Annotated in this window: 19 protein-coding genes; 10 read left to right on the top strand and 9 right to left on the bottom strand. The window is 69.4% G+C overall.

Annotated features, from left to right (window positions below):
- Positions 1–43 precede the first annotated feature (43 nt).
- Together ACXYX3_RS06175 and ACXYX3_RS06170 are read right to left on the bottom strand one after the other, a co-directional pair.
- Positions 44–1,207 (bottom strand): amidohydrolase, encoded by a 1,164-nt coding sequence (locus tag ACXYX3_RS06175; RefSeq protein ID WP_458610700.1) that lies wholly within the window; start codon positions 1,205–1,207, stop codon positions 44–46.
- Complete coding sequence (locus ACXYX3_RS06170) at positions 1,204–2,382, bottom strand: M20 family metallopeptidase (protein WP_458610699.1); 1,179 nt, start codon at positions 2,380–2,382, stop codon at positions 1,204–1,206. Before ACXYX3_RS06170 ends, ACXYX3_RS06175 begins: the two co-directional genes overlap by 4 nt.
- A gap of 47 nt (positions 2,383–2,429) precedes the next feature.
- On the opposite strand from ACXYX3_RS06170, the gene ACXYX3_RS06165 reads away from it, so the two are divergent.
- Complete coding sequence (locus ACXYX3_RS06165; RefSeq protein WP_458610697.1) at positions 2,430–3,224, top strand: purine-nucleoside phosphorylase; 795 nt, start codon at positions 2,430–2,432, stop codon at positions 3,222–3,224.
- Here ACXYX3_RS06165 and ACXYX3_RS06160 read toward each other — a convergent pair.
- A complete protein-coding gene (locus ACXYX3_RS06160; RefSeq protein WP_458610695.1) occupies positions 3,170–4,297 on the bottom strand; it encodes an AbrB family transcriptional regulator in 1,128 nt (375 codons plus the stop codon). The two genes, ACXYX3_RS06165 and ACXYX3_RS06160, sit on opposite strands and share 55 nt — an antisense overlap.
- 89 nt (positions 4,298–4,386) lie before the next feature.
- Here ACXYX3_RS06160 and ACXYX3_RS06155 point away from each other — a divergent pair, with 89 nt between their 5' ends.
- The gene (locus tag ACXYX3_RS06155) at positions 4,387–4,830 is read left to right on the top strand and encodes a MarR family winged helix-turn-helix transcriptional regulator (protein WP_458610693.1); all 444 of its coding nucleotides are present in this window, start codon (positions 4,387–4,389) and stop codon (positions 4,828–4,830) included.
- On the top strand, positions 4,831–6,447 hold the full coding sequence (locus tag ACXYX3_RS06150) for a phospho-sugar mutase (protein WP_458610691.1): 1,617 nt from the start codon (positions 4,831–4,833) through the stop codon (positions 6,445–6,447).
- On the opposite strand, the gene upp is transcribed toward ACXYX3_RS06150, so the two are convergent.
- The gene (upp, locus tag ACXYX3_RS06145) at positions 6,429–7,052 is read right to left on the bottom strand and encodes a uracil phosphoribosyltransferase (protein WP_458610689.1); all 624 of its coding nucleotides are present in this window, start codon (positions 7,050–7,052) and stop codon (positions 6,429–6,431) included. The genes ACXYX3_RS06150 and upp overlap by 19 nt on opposite strands.
- 64 nt (positions 7,053–7,116) lie before the next feature.
- On the opposite strand from upp, the gene ACXYX3_RS06140 reads away from it, so the two are divergent.
- A complete protein-coding gene (locus ACXYX3_RS06140; RefSeq protein ID WP_458610687.1) occupies positions 7,117–7,419 on the top strand; it encodes a type VII secretion target in 303 nt (100 codons plus the stop codon).
- The gene (locus ACXYX3_RS06135; protein ID WP_458610685.1) at positions 7,416–8,495 is read left to right on the top strand and encodes a C40 family peptidase; all 1,080 of its coding nucleotides are present in this window, start codon (positions 7,416–7,418) and stop codon (positions 8,493–8,495) included. Before ACXYX3_RS06140 ends, ACXYX3_RS06135 begins: the two co-directional genes overlap by 4 nt.
- A 6-nt stretch (positions 8,496–8,501) precedes the next feature.
- Here the strand turns inward: ACXYX3_RS06135 and ACXYX3_RS06130 are convergent, their stop codons facing one another.
- Positions 8,502–9,377: an LLM class F420-dependent oxidoreductase gene (locus ACXYX3_RS06130; protein ID WP_458610683.1), complete on the bottom strand. Its 876-nt coding sequence runs from the start codon at positions 9,375–9,377 to the stop codon at positions 8,502–8,504.
- A 131-nt stretch (positions 9,378–9,508) separates the two neighbouring features.
- Here ACXYX3_RS06130 and satS point away from each other — a divergent pair, with 131 nt between their 5' ends.
- A complete protein-coding gene (gene satS, locus ACXYX3_RS06125; protein ID WP_241203045.1) occupies positions 9,509–10,759 on the top strand; it encodes a protein export chaperone SatS in 1,251 nt (416 codons plus the stop codon).
- A gap of 173 nt (positions 10,760–10,932) precedes the next feature.
- Here satS and ACXYX3_RS06120 read toward each other — a convergent pair whose 3' ends face one another.
- From ACXYX3_RS06120 to ACXYX3_RS06110, 3 genes are read right to left on the bottom strand one after another with little or no spacing between them, the layout of a single operon-like run.
- A complete protein-coding gene (locus tag ACXYX3_RS06120) occupies positions 10,933–12,021 on the bottom strand; it encodes an adenosine deaminase (RefSeq protein WP_458610681.1) in 1,089 nt (362 codons plus the stop codon).
- Positions 12,022–12,031: 10 nt separating this feature from the next.
- Entirely contained in the window at positions 12,032–13,327 is a 1,296-nt protein-coding gene (locus ACXYX3_RS06115) for a thymidine phosphorylase (protein WP_458610679.1), read from the bottom strand.
- The gene (locus ACXYX3_RS06110) at positions 13,324–13,740 is read right to left on the bottom strand and encodes a cytidine deaminase (RefSeq protein ID WP_458610677.1); all 417 of its coding nucleotides are present in this window, start codon (positions 13,738–13,740) and stop codon (positions 13,324–13,326) included. Before ACXYX3_RS06110 ends, ACXYX3_RS06115 begins: the two co-directional genes overlap by 4 nt.
- A 218-nt stretch (positions 13,741–13,958) precedes the next feature.
- Here ACXYX3_RS06110 and sdhC point away from each other — a divergent pair, with 218 nt between their 5' ends.
- Genes sdhC through ACXYX3_RS06090 form a run of 4 tightly spaced genes read left to right on the top strand, consistent with a single transcriptional unit; the run spans position 13,959 to position 17,401 of the window.
- Entirely contained in the window at positions 13,959–14,384 is a 426-nt protein-coding gene (gene sdhC / locus ACXYX3_RS06105) for a succinate dehydrogenase, cytochrome b556 subunit (RefSeq protein WP_241203049.1), read from the top strand.
- Positions 14,385–14,858: a succinate dehydrogenase hydrophobic membrane anchor subunit gene (locus tag ACXYX3_RS06100; RefSeq protein ID WP_241203050.1), complete on the top strand. Its 474-nt coding sequence runs from the start codon at positions 14,385–14,387 to the stop codon at positions 14,856–14,858.
- A 13-nt stretch (positions 14,859–14,871) separates the two neighbouring features.
- Positions 14,872–16,626 (top strand): succinate dehydrogenase flavoprotein subunit, encoded by a 1,755-nt coding sequence (sdhA, locus tag ACXYX3_RS06095; RefSeq protein WP_221362905.1) that lies wholly within the window; start codon positions 14,872–14,874, stop codon positions 16,624–16,626.
- A gap of 4 nt (positions 16,627–16,630) precedes the next feature.
- Positions 16,631–17,401 carry a succinate dehydrogenase iron-sulfur subunit gene (locus tag ACXYX3_RS06090; RefSeq protein WP_241203051.1) on the top strand — a complete coding sequence of 257 codons (771 nt, stop codon included), beginning with the start codon at positions 16,631–16,633 and terminating at the stop codon, positions 17,399–17,401.
- Here the strand turns inward: ACXYX3_RS06090 and ACXYX3_RS06085 are convergent.
- Positions 17,373–18,443: an AI-2E family transporter gene (locus ACXYX3_RS06085; RefSeq protein WP_458610674.1), complete on the bottom strand. Its 1,071-nt coding sequence runs from the start codon at positions 18,441–18,443 to the stop codon at positions 17,373–17,375. The two genes, ACXYX3_RS06090 and ACXYX3_RS06085, sit on opposite strands and share 29 nt — an antisense overlap.
- Between the last annotated feature and the right edge of the window lie 12 nt (positions 18,444–18,455).

Raw genomic sequence — 18,455 nt, 5'->3', positions numbered from 1 at the left:
GCGGCGTGTCGACGTACAAACGCGCGCGCTCGCCGAAACGGACCTAGGAGTGGGCGATGATGTTGGTGAGCAGTCGCACCCCGACACCGAGCGCACGCTCGTCGAGGTCGAACGTCGGCTGGTGCAGATCCAGCTGCGGGCCCTGACCGCTCCACACGCCGAGCCGCGCCATCGCGCCCGGCACCTCCTCCAGATACCAGGAGAAGTCCTCTCCGCCACCGGATTGACGGGTATCGGCCAGCACATCGGGGCCGATCGCCTCGATCGCGTGGGTGAGGATGCGCGTGGAGACCTCTTCGTTGACCACCGGCGGCACGCCGCGGCGATAGTTCACCACATGCTCGATGCCCAACGGCGCCAGCAGAGCCGAAATGGTCTCGGTGACAACGTCTTCCATCCCCACCCAGGTCTCGCGGCTGGCGGTGCGGATGGTGCCGGCCAGCGTGCCGGTCTGCGGAATCGCATTGGCGGCGACACCTGCATTGACCGCCCCCCACACCATCACCGTGCTGTTGCGCGGGTCGATGCGCCGCGACAGCACCCCGGGCAGACCGGTGATCAGCGTGCCGATGCCGTAGACCAGATCGCCCGTCAGATGCGGGCGCGACGTGTGCCCACCGGGCGAGTGCAGCACCACCTCGAGCTGATCGGCAGCTGAGGTGATGGGGCCTGGCTTCACCGCGACCTTGCCGACCTCCAAGTGCGGATCACAATGCAGCGCATAGATTCTCGACACACCGGTCAGCGCGCCCGCGGCGATGGCGTCGATCGCGCCGCCGGGCATCAGCTCCTCGGCGGCCTGGAAGATCAACCGCACACCGACCGGCAGCTCCGGCGCCGACGCCATGGCGAGCGCCGCACCCAGAAGCACCACCGTGTGCGCGTCGTGACCGCACGCATGCGTGACACCGGGCACCGTCGACGCGTACGGCGCCTCGGTGCGCTCGGTCATCGGCAGCGCGTCCATATCGGCGCGCAAAGCCACGCGCGGCCCGTCGTCGGGACCGAAGTCACACGTCAACCCCGTGCCGCCGGGCAGCACCTTCGGATTGAGCCCGGCATCGGCCAGGATCGACGCGACGAACTGCGTGGTCGCGAACTCCTGGCGACCCAACTCGGGATGCATGTGCAGATGCCGCCGCCAGGCGACGAGGTCGTCGTAACGGGCCGACAGGAAACGCGCCGCCGCGTGCGCCAACACGCTCATGCGGCGCGCCTGCGCTGCAGATCGATGACGCGGTCGCGTTCACCTGCGTCGCCGGCGAGCTCCACGACGGTGCGCGCCAACATGATCGCGCCCTCGACGACGGCGGTGTCCGCGCTCTCGCCCACCGCCGCGGCAGCGAATTCCGGCTGGTGGATCGACGCGCCACCGGCGTCGATCCCGACGATCGGGTGGATTCCGGGCATCACCTGCGTGACGTTGCCCATGTCCGTACTACCCAACGGCACTGACGCCTCGACCTCCTCGGGAACCGGGGTGCGACCCAACCGCAGCATCTCGGCACGGATCACCGACGACAGCCAGCGATCCGGCGTCAGCTCGGCGTAGCCGGGTGCCGGCTCGTGTATTTCGTGCTCGCATCCGGTGGCCACCGCACCGGCGGCAAAACAACCCGCCATACGAGTTTCCAACGCGCGCAACGATTCCGAGTTCGTCGCGCGCATCGTGTAGGCCATCTCGGCGTGGGCCGGGATGACGTTGGCCGCCTGGCCACCGTCGGTGACGATGCCGTGACACATCTGCCCCGGGGCCAGCTGCTGACGCAACAATCCGATCGCGACCTGCGCGACCGTCACCGCGTCGGCGGCGTTGAGGCCGAGATACGGCGCGACGGCAGCATGGGACTCCCGGCCGGTGTAGCGCACGACGACCTCCGACAACGCCAACGAGCGAGCGGCCGCGATGTCGAGAGGCCCGGGATGCAGCATGACCGTCGCCGCGATGTCATCGAACGCGCCCGCGTCCAGCATCAGCGCTTTGCCACCGCCGGATTCCTCGGCGGGCGTGCCCAGCAGCACCACCGTCAGGCCGAGATCGTCGGCCACCTCGGCCAGCGCCAGCGCCGTACCGACCGCCGACGCAGCGATGATGTTGTGCCCGCAGGCGTGCCCGATGCCGGGCAGCGCGTCGTATTCGGCACAGATCCCGACCACGAGGTCTCCGCTGCCGTAGACCGCCCGAAACGCGGTGTCCAGCCCGGCCACCCCCGGCGTCAGCTCGAACCCGCGCTCGACGACCAGGGCCTGGGCCTTGGCACAGCTGCGGTGCTCGGCAAACGCCAATTCCGGTTCGGCGTGGATCTGATGTGAGAGCTCCACCAGGTCGCGCCGGCGGCTGGTGATCACGTCGGCGACAGACGTGGCGGCGGCGGTGGGCATGCGGGCAAGTATCTCACTGCCGCCGCACCGGCACTAAGCTGCCGGTCGTGGAAGACGCCGGGGCAGTCGCACAGGATGCTGCCCGGTCTCTCGCGCAGCGCACCGGAATCGAACGCCACGACGTGGCCGTCGTGCTCGGCTCGGGATGGGCGCCGGCCGCCGAGGCGCTCGGCGAACCCACCGCCGTCGTTCCGATGGCCGATCTCCCCGGGTTCAGCCCGCCCACCACGCAGGGCCACGCAGGGCAGGCGATCTCGCTCCGGATCGGCACGCAGCGGGTCCTGGTACTGCTCGGCCGCATCCACGCCTACGAGGGCCACGATCTGCGGCACGTCGTCCACCCGGTGCGCACCGCGTGCGCCGCGGGCGCCGGCACGGTGATCCTGACCAACGCTGCCGGCGGGCTGCGTCCCGAGTTCAGCGTGGGTCAGCCGGTGCTGATCAGCGACCACCTCAACCTGACCGCACGATCGCCGCTGGTGGGGGCGCAGTTCGTCGACCTCGTCGACGCGTACTCACCGCACCTGCGGGCACTGGCGCGCGAGATCGACGCATCTCTCGCCGAGGGCGTCTACGCCGGCCTGCCGGGGCCGCACTACGAGACGCCCGCCGAGATCCGGATGCTGCGCACGCTGGGCGCCGACCTGGTCGGGATGTCGACCGTGCACGAGACCATCGCCGCGCGGGCTGCCGGCGCCGCGGTGCTGGGAGTGTCGTTGGTGACGAACCTCGCCGCCGGGATGACGGGGCAGCCGCTGAGTCACGACGAGGTGCTCGAGGCCGGCCGTCAGTCGGCCACGCGGATGGGTTCCCTGCTCTCGGCGGTGATCGCCCGACTCTGATCCCGGCCGAGGCGCCGGCTCGCCCACACCACACCGCGAGCCATCAGCGGGGCCGCGAACAGCATCAGCAGGATCCGCACCACCTGCGCCGCGATCACGAACGTCACGTTCGACCCGGTCTCGACAGCCGTCGCCAGCACCGCGTACACCCCGCCAGGGCTCGTCGCGAGATAGCCCTCCAGCGGCGTGAGCCCGGTGAGATGGGACAGCAGCACGCCGAAACCGGCCGTCGTCACACCGATCGCGACGATCAACGCGATGGCCGCCGGAAGCAGTCGCCCGACCGCGCGCAGCGACGACCGAGTGAACGCCAGGCCGGCCTGCCAGCCGATCAGCATGTACCCGGCCTGGACCAGCAACGTCGGCACCGAGAGGCCGAACGAGAACCCGCTGACCTCCAGCGCGACCGTCAGCGCCAGCGGGCCGAGCAGGCCGGCGCCGGGCAGCCGGATGAGCCGCCCCGCGGTCGCCCCGGCGACCACCAGCACGACGAGCATCGCGAGACTCAGGTACCAGGGGGCCTGGCCCGCGGCGGCCCCGGCGTCCGCGTCGGCGCGGGACTTGTCGGCGTGATAGACCAGCGTGACCACGACGGGCATCGACGCGGTGACCAGCCCGACGCGCAGGTATTGCACGACGGCGACCACGCGGTCGTCACCGCCGAGTTCACGGGCGATCGCAACGAGGCCCGATGCGCCGCCGGCGACGAGCGCCAGCGAGCCGGTCAGCGGGGACACATCCCGGCGCAGTCCGAGCAGCGCCCCGGCGATGACGCTGAGCAGCAGCGTGCCCACCGCGACACCGACGACGACGGGCCAGTGCGCACCGAGGCTGCCGAGGGAGTCCTGCTGCACCATCGTGCCGATGTAGACGCCGAGCACCCCTTGGGCCGCGACGCCGAGCTTTCGCGGCACCCCGGCGGGGCCGGCCGACGCGAGCGCGAGCACGATGCCGACGACCAGCGCGGCGAACAGCGCCGCCGACGGCACACCGACCAGGGTCAGCGGAACGGTGACCGCCACCGTCGCAGCCAACAGCACCGCCCACCTGAGTATCTGTTTCCACCACGCCATCGTGATGACAAGTATGCGCTTACTAATTCTTGATCGCAACGCAGCTATTTCCTCATGACATCGAGGTTTTGCCAAGGTATAACTTGGTAATGGGTATCGAGGCGTCGGCAGCCACCGAGCTGCGGGAATCGATGATGGCGGTGACACGGCAGCTGCGCCGGCACCGGCCTGACAACGGCCTGACGTTGAGCCAGATGCAGCTGCTCGGTGAGATCAGCCGCGCCGGAGTGACGGCGCCCGCGGAACTGGGTGTGCGGCTGGGTGTGCGGGTGCAGTCACTCACCGACTCGCTGAACGAACTCGAAGCACGCGGCCTGATCGCGCGCCGGCCCGACGCCGCCGACCGGCGCCGCCAGCTCGTCGAGATCACCCCCGAAGGGACCGTGATACTGGACGCCGATCGCGCCGAACGCGACGCGTGGTTGCACACGACGATGCGTGAACGGCTCTCCACCCTCGAGTTCGACCTGCTCATGCTCGTCGCGCCGATCCTGCGCAAACTCGCCGACCCGGAGGCGGGCACACTGACGTAAGTGACGTCCGATCTGAACGCCGCCGTTCGGGAGTGGCTGGCCCACGATCCCGACCCTCACGCCGCCGCGGAGCTGTCCGCCTGCGGCGCCGACGAACTGGCCGACCGTTTCGCGGGATCACTGACGTTCGGCACCGCGGGGCTGCGCGGACCGATGCGCGCCGGGCCCAACGGGATGAACCTGGCAGTGGTGCTGCGCGCGACGTGGGCCCTGGGCACCGTCCTGACGCGCCACGGACGGGGCGGCGAGCAGGTGATCGTCGGCTACGACGCCCGGCACCACTCCGCGGGCTTCGCGCGCGGCGCTGCAGAAGTACTTGCCGCACAGGGTTTCTCGGTGACGCTGATGTTCTCTGCGGTGCCGACACCCGCGGTGGCGTTCACGGTCCGGCACACCGGAGCGGCGGCCGGGGTGCAGATCACGGCATCCCATAATCCGGCACCCGACAACGGCTACAAGGTCTACTTCGCCGGCGGACTGCAGATCGTCTCCCCCGTCGACGCCGAGATCGAGGCGGCCATCGCGCTCGCGCCACCGGCCGACGAGATCCCCCGCCGGCCGGTCTCTCCGTCGGGAGCCGAGTTCCTGACGCGGTATCTGGAACGCGCGTCGAGCGTCCGGCGCGGCGGCGGGTCCGTTCGCGTCGCGCTCACCCCGATGCACGGAGTCGGCGGCGACTTCGCACTCGACGCCCTGGCACTGGCCGGCGTCGCCGACGTGCACGTCGTCGAGTCCCAGTTCGCGCCCGACCCCGACTTCCCCACCGTCGCCTTCCCCAACCCCGAGGAGCCCGGGGCCACCGACGCACTGCTGGCGTTGGCCGCCGACGTGGAGGCGGACATCGCCGTGGCGCTGGACCCCGACGCCGATCGGTGCGCGATCGGCGTGCCCACGCAGGACGGGTGGCGCATGCTCTCCGGCGACGAAACCGGTTGGCTGCTGGGCGATTACCTGCTCTCACACAGCGACGCCCCGCGCGCGGTCGTGGCCAGCACGGTGGTGTCGTCCCGGATGCTGGCACGCATCGCCGCCGGATACGGCGCGCACCACGTCGAGACGCTGACCGGTTTCAAATGGCTGGCCCGCGCCGACGAGGGGCTCGATGAGACGCTGCTGTACGCCTACGAGGAGGCGATCGGACACTGCGTCGATCCGACGGCGGTCCGCGACAAGGACGGCATCAGCGCCGCGGTGCTGGCCTGCGACCTGGTGGCCGCGCTACGCGCGCGCGGGACGTCGGTGACCGGCGCCCTCGACGAGCTGGCGCACCGCCACGGCGTGCACCTGACCACGGCGATCACGCGCCGCGTCGAATCGGCCTCTGCCGCAGCGGAACTGATGGCCGCCCTTCGCTCTCGCCCGCCGCGACAGTTGGCCTCCTACCCCGTCGACACCATCGATCTGTCGCCGCGCACCGACGCCCTGGTGTGCACGGGCGGCGACGCGTCGACGTCGGTCCGCGTCGTCGTGCGCCCCTCGGGCACCGAACCGAAACTCAAGTGCTACCTCGAAGTTCGGTGCGACGGCGAGGTGGCGGCGGCCCGGCCGCGCGCCGCGCAGGTGCTCACCACCCTGGCCGAGCAGGTCCGCGACCTGACTCAGCGCGGACCGAACTGACGATCGCCGGCATCGCCCAGGCCCGGCACGATGTAGGCGACGTCGTTGAGGCCCGCGTCGATGCTGGCGGTGAACAACTTCACCTGTGGAGCCGCTTTCTTCAGTGCTGCAACACCTTCCGGTGCACACACCACACACAGCGCTGTCACGTCGACGGCATCCCTGGCGAACAGCAGCTCGAGTGTGTGCACCATCGAGCCGCCGGTCGCGAGCATCGGATCGAGCACGATGACCGGGCGCGAGCTCAGATCGGCGGGCAGCGACTCCAGATACGGCGTGGGCTGGTGGGTCTCCTCATCGCGGGCGACCCCGACGAAGCCGACCTGAGCCTCCGGGATCAGGGCATGCGCCTGGTCGACCATGCCCAGCCCGGCGCGCAGCACCGGAACCAGCAGCGGGGGATTCGCCAGCCGCGCACCCGCCGTCTCGGCCATCGGGGTGCGCACCGGGATGGTCTCGATGGGCGATTCGCGGGTCGCCTCGTAGACGAGCATCAACGTCAGGTCCCGCAGCGCGGCGCGGAACGCCGCGTTGTCGGTGCGCTCGTCGCGCAGGGTGGTCAGCCGCGCCGCGGCCAGCGGGTGGTCGACAACGCGCACATCCATGGGATTGGACCTTAATGGGAACCGGATGACGTTTCCCGGCGTCTAACTGTCTGTGTTCGCCCGTATGCCCGTCGATGCCCTGTCCGTCGACACCGACGCCGTCCTCGCCTACGGCCGCGCAGCCGATGCCCACGCCGCCGCGCTGCACACCGCCGCCGCGCAGCTCACCGGTGCGGCGGGCGGCACCGCCTACGGCCCGGTCGGAGCGCGGTTCCTCGCCGCACTGACCCGCGCCACCGGGGACGACGCCACCGCACTCACCGCACTCGGCGCGTCACTTGCGGGCGCCCGCACCGCCGCCGACGCCTCGGCGCTCGCCTACCGCGCCACCGACGCCGACGCCGCGACCCGGATCGCCCTCTGGTGACCAGCGCCCTGGTCAGCGCGCTCGCGGCCCCGCTGCGCCGAGTGCAGGCGCTGGTGGGTCCGGGTTGGTCGGGCGATCCGACCGGCGATCCCGCCGCGGTGCTGACCGGGGTCCGCGACACGTTGACCGACGTGGCCGACGCCGCGTCGCAGGCGTGGCGCGAGGCCGATGCGGACTGGTCGGGGTCGGGCGCGGATGCGGCGGCGGAGTTCGCAGCGACGACGACGGCGGCGATCGACGGTGCCGCAGAGCGGGCGGGGCGGTTGGGCTCTGTCGCGCACGCCGCGGCCGGCGCCGTGGCGGCGGCTCACCGGCGACTGCAGGACATCGTCGAGGAGTTCGAGGCGAAGGCGGCCGCACTCGAGCCTCGACTCTCCGAACCCGGAGTGGCCAAGCAGCTGCTCACCGAGGCACGCGACGCGCTGGGCCGCGCGATCGACGTGGTCGAGGAACTGCTCGCCGAACTCGACCGGCATGCCGCGGCTGTCGAGAGCAGGCCTGCATCCGCCGCCCCCACGCGGCCGACCGGCTGGTCGGGCACCGGTCCCGCCGGACTGGGCGGCGCGCTACCGGACGGGGGTGTTTCGGGGATGGGCGGCCCCAGCGCGCAACCGGCCGCCTTCACCTCCGCCATGGCGCCCGAGGCGCCGATCGACACCCCCGACGCCGCGACGTTCGGGGAGGGCGTGGCGGTACGCCTGCCCGACGGCACGGTGGTGATGGCGCCCAACGCCGTCGCCGCCAGCGCGGTCCGCCACGCGCTGACCCAGCTCGGCGTCCCGTACCAGTGGGGTGGCACCACGCCGGGCCGAGGCCTCGACTGCAGCGGCCTGACCCAATGGGCCTATCACCAAGCCGGGCTGGATCTTCCGCGCCTGGCTCAGGAGCAGGACGTCGGCCGGGCGGTGGCACCGGGCGCCCTGCTGCCCGGAGATCTGGCGGTGTGGGACGGCCACGTCGCGATGATCGTCGGGGACGGGACCATGATCGAGGCCGGCGATCCCGTGAAACTGTCCCCGATCAGGACGACGAACGCCGGCCAGGGTTTTCAGGGCTTCTGGCGACCGACCGCGTAGGCGGGCCTACTGCACGGCGCCCACGTACTGGCGAGCCAACTCGTCGACCCAGCCCTCCGCGACGATCGGATCGGCGGGCGGTGCCGCCACCACGACGAGTTCGTCGACGCCGATATCGGCCAACGCGGCCAGATCCGCCGGCCCCGACTCCCGCAGCGAGACGGACAGCTTCACGTCACCGAAGTCGCGGCCGAGCCGGCGGCACATCCGGCGCAGCACCGAGACCCGCTCGGCGACCTCCTCCACGTCGGCCAGACCGAACCCGTACCAGCCGTCTCCCCACGCGGCGACACGGTGCAGAGCGGTGTCGGAGTTCCCGCCGAAGATCACCGGGATCATGCGCCGCTCCGGCTTCGGATTGACGCGCACACCGTCGAACGAGACGAACTCACCGGTGAAGGTAGCCACGTCGTCGCGCCACAGCGTGCGCATCGCGGCCACGTACTCCTCGGTGCGCCGACCGCGGCGCTCGAACGGCACCCCCAGCGCGTCGAACTCATCCCGTGACCAGCCGACCCCGACCCCCAGAGACAACCGCCGACCACCACACAGACGATCCAGCGACGCGGCACTCTTCGCCGTGACGACAGGGTTGTGTTCCGGCAGCAGCAACACCCCGGTCGCCAACCCGATCCGGTTGGTGGCGGCCGCGGCGAAACTCAGTGCGATCAACGGATCGAGCCAATCGGCGTCCGCGGGAATCGCGATCCTGCCATCGGGACTGTAGGGATACCGCGACGACGGCTCGTCGACCATGACGACGTGCTCGCCGATCCACAGGGTGGCGAAGCCGGACCGTTCGGCGGCGGCGGCCACGGCGTCGATCACAGGCCGGGACGCTCCCGCGCCGATGCCCAGACCATGCAACCCGAGGCTGACCACCTGGCCATCGTGGCAGCGCCGCCCACTGCACTGAGCGACGATCGCGTTGCGATCCGCTAACGACCCGCAGTGGACGGCCGTCCCCATGGACCACAGGTACCGCTGACGGGCGTGTCGTTAGGCTGTGCCGCATGGCTGCAGACATCGTGCCGATCGGGCTGAGCTTGACCAAGGGCGACGTGTACACGCTGTGGGCGCCGCGGTGGCGCGCCGACGGGGACGAGTGGGAGGCGTTCCTCGGCAAAGACGAGGACCTCTACGTGCTCGATTCCGTGGCCGACCTGGCCGCGTTCGTGCGGACCAACACCGACAACGACCTGAACGATCACCCGGCGTGGGAGAAGCTGACCACGGCGAACGCGCACCGATTGGTGCCCGACGAGGAGCACTCCTACGACCTCGCCGGGTTCGAGGAGATCCTGTCCAACAAGCCGACCGAGGACAGCGTGCGCACCCTGCACCGCGCGCTGTCGGTGGTGTCGTCCATCGGGTCGGTGTGCGAACTTCCCGCGGTGACGAAGTTCTTCAACGGCAACCCGATCCTGGGCACCGTCGGCGGAGGCGTCGAGGCGTACGCGGGCCGGGCCGGACGCAAGCGCTGGGCCGAGATCGAGAAGATCATCAACCGCGGGTGGGATGCGGTCATCGAGTCGATCGACGAGATCATCACCAAGCCTGACGTCGACAGCGCCGCGGTCGAGAAGGCCCAGGCAGAGCTCGACGCGCCCGCCCCCGAGCCGGAGGAGGACGAGGTCGTCATCGACGACATCGTCGACACCCCGGAAGAAGCCGACGACCTGGCGGCGGCAGCCGAAGACAAGGTGCTGGGCAGCGACGAGGATTTCTGGGCGCGCGTCGGCATCGACCCCGTCCGGATCATGACCAGCAGCGGCACCTTCTTCACCCTGCGCTGCTATTTCGACGATCGTCCCATCTTCCTGGGTCGCAACGGCCGCATCAGCGTGTTCGGCTCGGAACGGGCACTGGCGCGTTATCTGGCCGACGAACACGATCACGACCTGTCGGATCTGGCGACCTACGACGACATCCGCACCGCTGCCACCGACGGGTCGCTGCGGGTGGACGTCACCGACGACAACATCTACGTGCTGTCGGGGATCGTCGACGACCTCGCCGAGGGCCCCGACGCGCTCGATCACGACCAGCTCGAACTCGCGGTCGAGCTGCTGCGCGACATCGCCGACTACGCCGACGACACCAGCGTTGCAGCCAAGCTCGAGAAGAACACCGCGCTGGGCCGGCTGATCGCCTACTCGCTGGAGCCCGGTTCGGTGTCACGCCCGAGCGCGCCGTACGCCGAGGCCGTCACGCAGTGGGAGTCGTTGGAGCGCTTCGTGGAGTCACGCCTGCGTTCGGAGTGATGACCGGTTCTCTGGCGAGCGAGCGTGTTTGTACGCGCCCGCGCGGCGTGTGGCGTGCCTGTGCGCTCGCTCGGGCGTGACGAGCGCGCGCGAATGCTCGCCCTGCGCGGCGTGCCGCTGTGCAGACGCTCCCCCGCAAGCGGGAGGTGCCCCCAGCGCTCGCGGGACGGGGGTCAGCCGATCAGGACGGCGTAGCGGGGTTTGATCACCTCGTCGATGATCGCGAGCCGCTCGTCGAAGGCGATGAACGCCGACTTCATCGCGTTGATCGTGAACCGCTCGAGATCGCTCCACCCGTAGCCGAACGCCTCGACCAGCCGGAACATCTCCTGGCTCATGAAGGTGTCGCTCATCAGCCGGTTGTCGGTGTTCACCGTCACCCGGAACCGCAGCCGAGCCAGCCGGTCGAACGGATGCTCGGCGATGCTGCCCACGGCGCCGGTCTGCACATTGGAGCTCGGGCACATCTCGAAGGGCACGCGCTTGTCGCGCAGCAGACTCGCCAGCCGACCGAGCCGCGGCGTGCCGTCCGGATCGACGGTGATGTCGTCGACGATGCGCACCCCGTGGCCCAGCCGATCAGCCCCGCAGAACGCGATCGCTTCATGGATCGAGGGCAGCCCGAACGCCTCACCGGCGTGAATCGTGAAGCGCGCGTTGTTGCTTCGCATGTACTCGAACGCATCGAGGTGACGGGTGGGCGGGTAGCCGGCTTCGGCGCCGGCGATGTCGAACCCGACGACCCCGCGGTCGCGGAACCGGATCGCCAGCGCCGCGATCTCGCGCGAGCGCGCGGCGTGCCGCATCGCGGTCACCAGAGTCCGCACCACGATGGGGCGCCCCGCAGCCGCGGCCGCCTTCTCCACGTCGGCGAAGCCCGCCAACACCGCCTCGGTGACCGCATCGAGCGACAGCCCGCCATCGATGTGCAACTCGGGGGCGAACCGGATCTCGGCGTAGACGACGTTGTCGTGAGCGAGGTCCTCCACGCACTCGAACGCGACCCGATGCAACGCCTCGGGAGTCTGCATCACGCCGACCGTGTGGGCGAACGGTTCGAGATACCGAACCAGGGAGCCGCTGTGCGCGGCCGTGCGGAAGAACGTCGCCAGCGACTCGGCATCGTGTGCGGGCAGCTGGTCGTACCCCGTCTCCTCCGCCAGTTCGAGGACCGTCTGCGGCCGCAGCCCGCCGTCGAGATGATCGTGCAGCAGCGCCTTGGGCGCCTGTCGGATGTTCTCCAGCGTCAACGGTGTCGTCATCTGGCTCTCCTCACGTGATCCGGTCGATGATCAGCGGACGCACGGGTGGCGCCTCGTCGCCCACCCGCCAGGCCCCGTCGAGTTCGGACAGCGCCGGCCCGAAGCGCTCGGGGGTGTCGCTGTAGAGCGTGAACACCGTCTCCCCCGCGGCGACGGGTTCACCGGGCCGACGGTGGATGCGCATCCCGGCGCCGAACTGCACGCGCTCACCCGGTGCGGAGCGGCCCGCTCCGAGCCGCCACACCGCGAGTCCCACGGCCATCGCGTCGATGTCCCCCATCGTGCCACCGTGGGGGGCCACCACGGTCTCGCTGTGGGCACCGATGGGCAACGGCGCCGCGAGGTCACCGCCCTGAGCGGCGATCAACGCGCGGAACCGGTCCATCGCCGACCCGTCGCGCAGCGTCTGGGCCGGATCGACGGCGTCGAGCCCCGCCGCGTCGCACATCTCCTGCGCCAGCGCAACGGTCAGCTCGACCACGTCCTCCGGTCCACCGCCGGCGAGTACCTCCAGTGATTCGGCCACCTCGACCGCGTTACCGACCGTGCGCCCCAGCGGCACCTCCATGTCGGTCAGCAGCGCGCGAGTGGCGACCCCGTGCTCGCGCCCCAGCGCCACCATCGTGGCCGCGAGCTCACGCGACTCCGCTTCGGTGGCCAGAAACGCCCCGGAGCCGACCTTGGTGTCGAGCACCAGCGCGGCAGCCCCTTCGGCGATCTTCTTGCTCATCACCGAACTCGCGATCAGCGGAAGCGATTCCGTGGTGCCGGTGACGTCGCGCAGCGCGTAGATCTTGCGATCGGCGGGCGCCAGCTCCCCGGCGGCGAAGATCGCCGCACCGAGATCCCGAAGCTGTTGATGGATCTGCGATTTGGTGATCTCGGCGGTGAACCCGGCGATCGACTCCAGCTTGTCCAGGGTGCCGCCGGTGTGTCCCAGGCCCCGCCCGGCCGCCTGCGGGACAGCGCCCCCGCACGCCATGATCATCGGAACCAAGGGAATCGTGATCTTGTCGCCGACCCCACCGGTCGAATGCTTGTCGACGGTCGGGCGGCCCACGTCGGAGAAGTCGAACCGCTCCCCCGAGGCCACCATCGCCGCGGTCCAGCGCGCGATCTCGTGCCCGGACATGCCCCGCAGGAAGATCGCCATCAGCAGCGCGGCCATCTGCCCGTCGGTGACGCGATCGTGGGTGTAGGCGTCGATCACCCAGTCGATCGCGGCGTCGGAGAGCGCATCGCCGTCCCGCTTGGTCCGGATGACGGTGGGGGCATCGAAACGCGGTCCGAAAGTGTTCTGGGTCACGCCGATTCCCCTCCGGGCGCACGGGCCAGGTCGTCCGGTCCGAACGCGTCGGGCAGCAGCTCGCTCAGCGGGCGTGGCCCCGCCGGGTGGTCGACGAGCATGTCGGGGCCGCCGTGTTCGAGCAGCACCTGGCGGCAGCGTCCGCACGGCATCAGGGTCGCGCCGTCGGGGCCGACGCAGGCCAGTGCGAGCAGGCGCCCGCCACCGCTGGAGACCAGGGCGCAGACCACTGCGCACTCGGCGCAGAGACCCAGGCCATATGAGACATTTTCCACATTGCAGCCGGTAACTATTCGGTAATCGTCGGCCAGCGCAGCCGCCCCCACCGGAAACTGCGAATAGGGTGCGTACGCATGACCTGACACGTCAATAGCCTTGCGGCGCAACAACTCCCAGTCGATGTCGGCGCTCACGTCAGGCCTTTCCAGCAGATTCTGAATCCATTCCGAACCCCCCGCCTCGTGACCAGCAGTATCAGATAGGTGACCCTAATAAACGCCCTTTTCCGAGGGCATACGGCCACAGGCTAGTTCGTTCGGCAGTACAAAGGAGATTAGAGTCGCTGCGAGGTTCGGAGAACCGACCGACGGGCACATCTCCGAGCATCCACCGATGGCGTTGGAGGGGTCAGATGAGTACGGCAACATCATCGGACGACATTGCGGCACCACGCTCGCAGCCGTCGCGCCGACGAACCCTGTATCGCGGCGATCCCGCGATGTGGTCGTGGGTTCTGCACCGGATCTCCGGTGCCTCGATCTTCTTCTTCCTGTTCGTCCACGTGACGGACACCGCGCTCGTGCGGGTCAGCCCGCAGGCCTACAACGAGATCATCGAGACCTACAAGACACCCATCATCGGGCTGATGGAGCTCGGCCTCGTCGCCGCTGTGCTGTACCACGCGCTCAACGGTATCCGCGTCATCCTGATCGACTTCTGGTCCGAGGGCCCGCGCCACCAGCGCAAGATGCTGTGGGTCGTCGCCGGCGTGTTCATCGCGGTGCTGATCGCGTCGATCGGTGTCATCGGCATGCACATGGCGGAGAGGTTCCTCTAAATGCCCGAGAACCCGTACGACCACATCAGCGACCGCGGCGGCAGCGCGCCGGTCATGCAGCGCAGCCACGACCGGCCGGCCAGCCTCGACAACCCCCGGGCGCCGCGGCGCGCGGGCGGCATGCCCAACTTCGAGAAGTACGCCTGGCTGTTCATGCGGTTCTCGGGCCTGGTGCTCGTCTTCCTGGCGCTCGGCCACCTGTTCATCATGTTGATGTGGGACGGCGGCGTGTACCGCATCGACTTCAACTTCGTCGCGCAGCGCTGGTCCTCGCCGTTCTGGCAGACCTGGGACCTGCTGCTGCTCTGGCTCGCTCAGCTGCACGGCGGCAACGGCATGCGCACGATCATCGCCGACTACAGCCGCAAGGATTCGACCAAGTTCTGGTTGAACTCCCTGCTGGCCTTGTCGATGGTGTTCGTGCTGGTGCTGGGCACCTACGTGCTGCTGACGTTCGACGCGTCCATCTCTTGATCGGGAGCTCACGATGATTCAAGAACACCGCTACGACGTCGTCATCGTCGGTGCCGGCGGCGCCGGCATGCGGGCCGCCGTCGAGGCCGGCCCGCGCGTGCGCACCGCCGTGCTGACCAAGCTGTACCCGACGCGCTCGCACACCGGCGCGGCCCAGGGCGGCATGTGCGCCGCGCTGGCCAACGTCGAAGAGGACAACTGGGAGTGGCACACCTTCGACACCGTCAAGGGCGGCGACTACCTCGCCGACCAGGACGCCGTCGAGATCATGGCCAAAGAGGCCATCGACGCGGTGCTCGACCTCGAGAAGATGGGGATGCCGTTCAACCGCACCCCCGAGGGCCGCATCGACCAGCGCCGTTTCGGTGGCCACACCCGCGACCACGGCAAAGCCCCCGTGCGGCGGGCCTGCTACGCCGCCGACCGCACCGGCCACATGATCCTGCAGACGCTGTATCAAAACTGCGTCAAACACGACGTGGAGTTCTTCAACGAGTTCTACGCCCTCGACATCGCGATGACCGAGACCCCGTCGGGCCCGGTCGCCACCGGCGTCATCGCCTACGAACTCGCCACCGGCGACATCCACGTCTTCCACGCCAAGGCGATCGTGTTCGCCACCGGCGGGTCGGGCCGGATGTACAAGACCACCTCCAACGCCCACACGCTGACCGGTGACGGGCTGGGCATCATCTTCCGCAAGGGACTTCCCTTGGAGGACATGGAGTTCCACCAGTTCCACCCGACAGGTCTGGCCGGTCTGGGCATCCTGATCTCCGAGGCCGTGCGCGGCGAGGGCGGCCGACTGCTCAACGGCGAAGGCGAACGGTTCATGGAGCGCTACGCGCCCACGATCGTGGACCTGGCACCGCGCGACATCGTCGCCCGCTCGATGGTGCTCGAGGTGCTCGAGGGCCGCGGCGCCGGACCGAACAAGGACTACGTCTACATCGACGTGCGTCACCTCGGCGAGGACGTCCTCGAGGCCAAGCTGCCCGACATCACCGAGTTCGCCCGCACCTACCTCGGCGTCGACCCGGTCAAGGAACTGGTGCCCGTCTACCCGACCTGTCACTACGTCATGGGCGGCATCCCGACCACCGTGAACGGCCAGGTGCTCTCGGACAACACCACCGTCGTCCCGGGTCTGTACGCCGCCGGTGAATGCGCGTGTGTGTCCGTGCACGGCGCCAACCGGCTGGGCACCAACTCGCTGCTCGACATCAACGTGTTCGGCCGCCGTGCCGGCATCGCCGCCGCGAATTACGCACTCGGACACGACTTCGTCGACCTGCCCGAGAAGCCAGCCGACATGGTGGTCGGCTGGGTCGGCGACATCCTCTCCGAACACGGCAACGAGCGCGTCGCCGAGATCCGCGGGGCGCTGCAGCAGTCGATGGACAACAACGCGGCGGTGTTCCGCACCGAGGAGACGCTCAAGCAGGCGCTCACCGACATCCACGCGCTCAAGGAGCGCTACGCCCGAATCACCGTGCAGGACAAGGGCAAGCGCTACAACAGCGATCTGCTCGAGGCCATCGAGCTGGGCTTCCTGCTGGAGCTGGCGGAAGTCACCGTGGTCGGTGCGCTCAACCGCAAGGAGTCCCGCGGCGGCCACGCCCGCGAGGACTACCCGAACCGCGACGACACCAACTACATGCGTCACACCATGGCCTACAAGGACGGATCGGACCTGCTGAGCGACATCCGGCTGGACTACAAGCCGGTGGTGCAGACGCGGTACGAGCCGATGGAACGGAAGTACTGATCACATGAGCGCGCCTGTCCTGGACAAGCAAGACACTCCCCCCGTGCCCGAGGGTGCGGTGATGGTGACGCTGAAGATCGCCCGGTTCAACCCCGAGTCACCCGATGACGCCGGCTGGCAGAGCTTTCGGGTGCCGTGCCTGCCGAGCGACCGGCTGCTGAACCTGCTGCACTACGTGAAGTGGTACCTCGACGGGACGTTGACGTTCCGCCGGTCCTGCGCGCACGGCGTGTGCGGGTCGGACGCCATGCGCATCAACGGCGTAAACCGGTTGGCGTGCAAGGTGCTGATGCGCGACATGCTGCCGAAGAACCCCGACAAGCAGCTGACCATCACGATCGAGCCGATCCGAGGGCTGCCCGTGGAGAAGGACCTCGTCGTCGACATGGAGCCGTTCTTCGACGCCTACCGCGCGATCAAGCCGTATCTGATCACGTCGGGCAATCAGCCCACCCGGGAACGGATTCAGAGCCAGACCGACCGCGCCCGCTATGACGACACCACCAAGTGCATCCTCTGTGCGTGCTGCACCACGAGCTGCCCGGTGTACTGGAGCGAGGGCTCGTACTTCGGCCCTGCGGCTATCGTCAACGCCCACCGGTTCATCTTCGACAGCCGCGACGAAGGTGCGGCCGAGCGGCTGGACATCCTCAACGACGTCGACGGGGTGTGGCGGTGCCGCACGACGTTCAACTGCACCGAGGCCTGCCCGCGCGGCATCGAGGTGACCAAGGCGATCCAGGAGGTCAAGCGGGCGTTGATGTTCGCCCGCTGACCTGCTCGTCGTAGTAGCGCAGGATCACCGCCACCGTCGCGGCCACCGGCACCGCGAGGAACGCCCCGATCACCCCGAAGGTCGAGGCCCCCAGCGTCACCGCGAGCAGCACGATCACCGCGTGCAGCTTCATCGACTTCGATTGCAGCCACGGCTGCAGGACGTTTCCCTCGAGCTGCTGTACGGCGACGATGATGCCCAGCACGATCAAGGCGCTGACCGGGCCGTTGGCGACCAGCGCGATGAGCACCGCGAGCCCGCCGGCGACGAACGCGCCGACGATCGGCACGAACCCGCCGATGAACGTGATGATCGCCAGCGCGTAGGCCAGCGGTACGCCGACGATAAGCAGCCCGATGCCGATGAGGACCGCATCGACGAGACTGACCAGCGCCTGTGTTCGGATGAACCCGCCGAGGGTGGACCAGACGCGTTGCAGGATCTCCGCCAGATGCGGGGCTGCCGGCAGACCCGTGACGCGCCGCAACCACGGCAGGAAGCCGGGCCCGTCTTTGAGGAAGAAGAACGCCACCACCACCGCGGTGAAGAGCGTGACCAATGCCGAGGTGGCGGCTTCCACACCGGTGAACACGCCCGTGGCGATCTTGGTGCTACTGGAATTCAACGTGTCGTTGATCGCGTCGACCGCCGAATTCAGTTGCGCGTCACTGATGTTCAGCGGCGGGCCGCCCAGCCAGTCACGCACCTGCACGACGCCGGCGCTCGCTTGCTCGGCCATCTCGCTGACCTGGCTGACGATCGCCGGTGCGATCGCGGCGATGATGCCGGCCACGACGGCGACCGCCGCCACCAGCACCAGCAACGCGGCCGCGGCCGGGGGCAACCCCTTGCCGCGCAACCAGCGCACCGGCGGCCACAACACCGTGCAGACGATCAGGGCCAGCGCCACGGGCAGCAGGATCACCCACGTCTTCCCGATCACCCACGCCAGCACCCACAGCGCCACCGCGACCACCACGAGGCGACCCGCTGCACTCGCCGTCGAGTGAAGATGCCTGTTGAAAACCTCGCCGCGGTCCACCCGCCCCTTCTA

The organism is Mycobacterium sp. Panama NTM2 (assembly GCF_054355555.1).
Note: the sequence above shows the minus strand (reverse complement) of the source record. Positions and strands in the feature narration are given on the sequence as shown.

Coding starts and splice junctions, on each gene's coding strand:
- ACXYX3_RS06175 (WP_458610700.1), bottom strand. CDS start 1,207: ATGAGCGTGTTGGCGCACGCGGCGGCGCGTTTCCTGTCGGCCCGTTAC.
- ACXYX3_RS06170 (WP_458610699.1), bottom strand. CDS start 2,382: ATGCCCACCGCCGCCGCCACGTCTGTCGCCGACGTGATCACCAGCCGC.
- ACXYX3_RS06160 (WP_458610695.1), bottom strand. CDS start 4,297: ATGGCGTGGTGGAAACAGATACTCAGGTGGGCGGTGCTGTTGGCTGCG.
- ACXYX3_RS06155 (WP_458610693.1), top strand. CDS start 4,387: ATGGGTATCGAGGCGTCGGCAGCCACCGAGCTGCGGGAATCGATGATG.
- upp (WP_458610689.1), bottom strand. CDS start 7,052: ATGGATGTGCGCGTTGTCGACCACCCGCTGGCCGCGGCGCGGCTGACC.
- ACXYX3_RS06140 (WP_458610687.1), top strand. CDS start 7,117: ATGCCCGTCGATGCCCTGTCCGTCGACACCGACGCCGTCCTCGCCTAC.
- satS (WP_241203045.1), top strand. CDS start 9,509: ATGGCTGCAGACATCGTGCCGATCGGGCTGAGCTTGACCAAGGGCGAC.
- ACXYX3_RS06120 (WP_458610681.1), bottom strand. CDS start 12,021: ATGACGACACCGTTGACGCTGGAGAACATCCGACAGGCGCCCAAGGCG.
- sdhC (WP_241203049.1), top strand. CDS start 13,959: ATGAGTACGGCAACATCATCGGACGACATTGCGGCACCACGCTCGCAG.
- ACXYX3_RS06100 (WP_241203050.1), top strand. CDS start 14,385: ATGCCCGAGAACCCGTACGACCACATCAGCGACCGCGGCGGCAGCGCG.
- sdhA (WP_221362905.1), top strand. CDS start 14,872: ATGATTCAAGAACACCGCTACGACGTCGTCATCGTCGGTGCCGGCGGC.
- ACXYX3_RS06090 (WP_241203051.1), top strand. CDS start 16,631: ATGAGCGCGCCTGTCCTGGACAAGCAAGACACTCCCCCCGTGCCCGAG.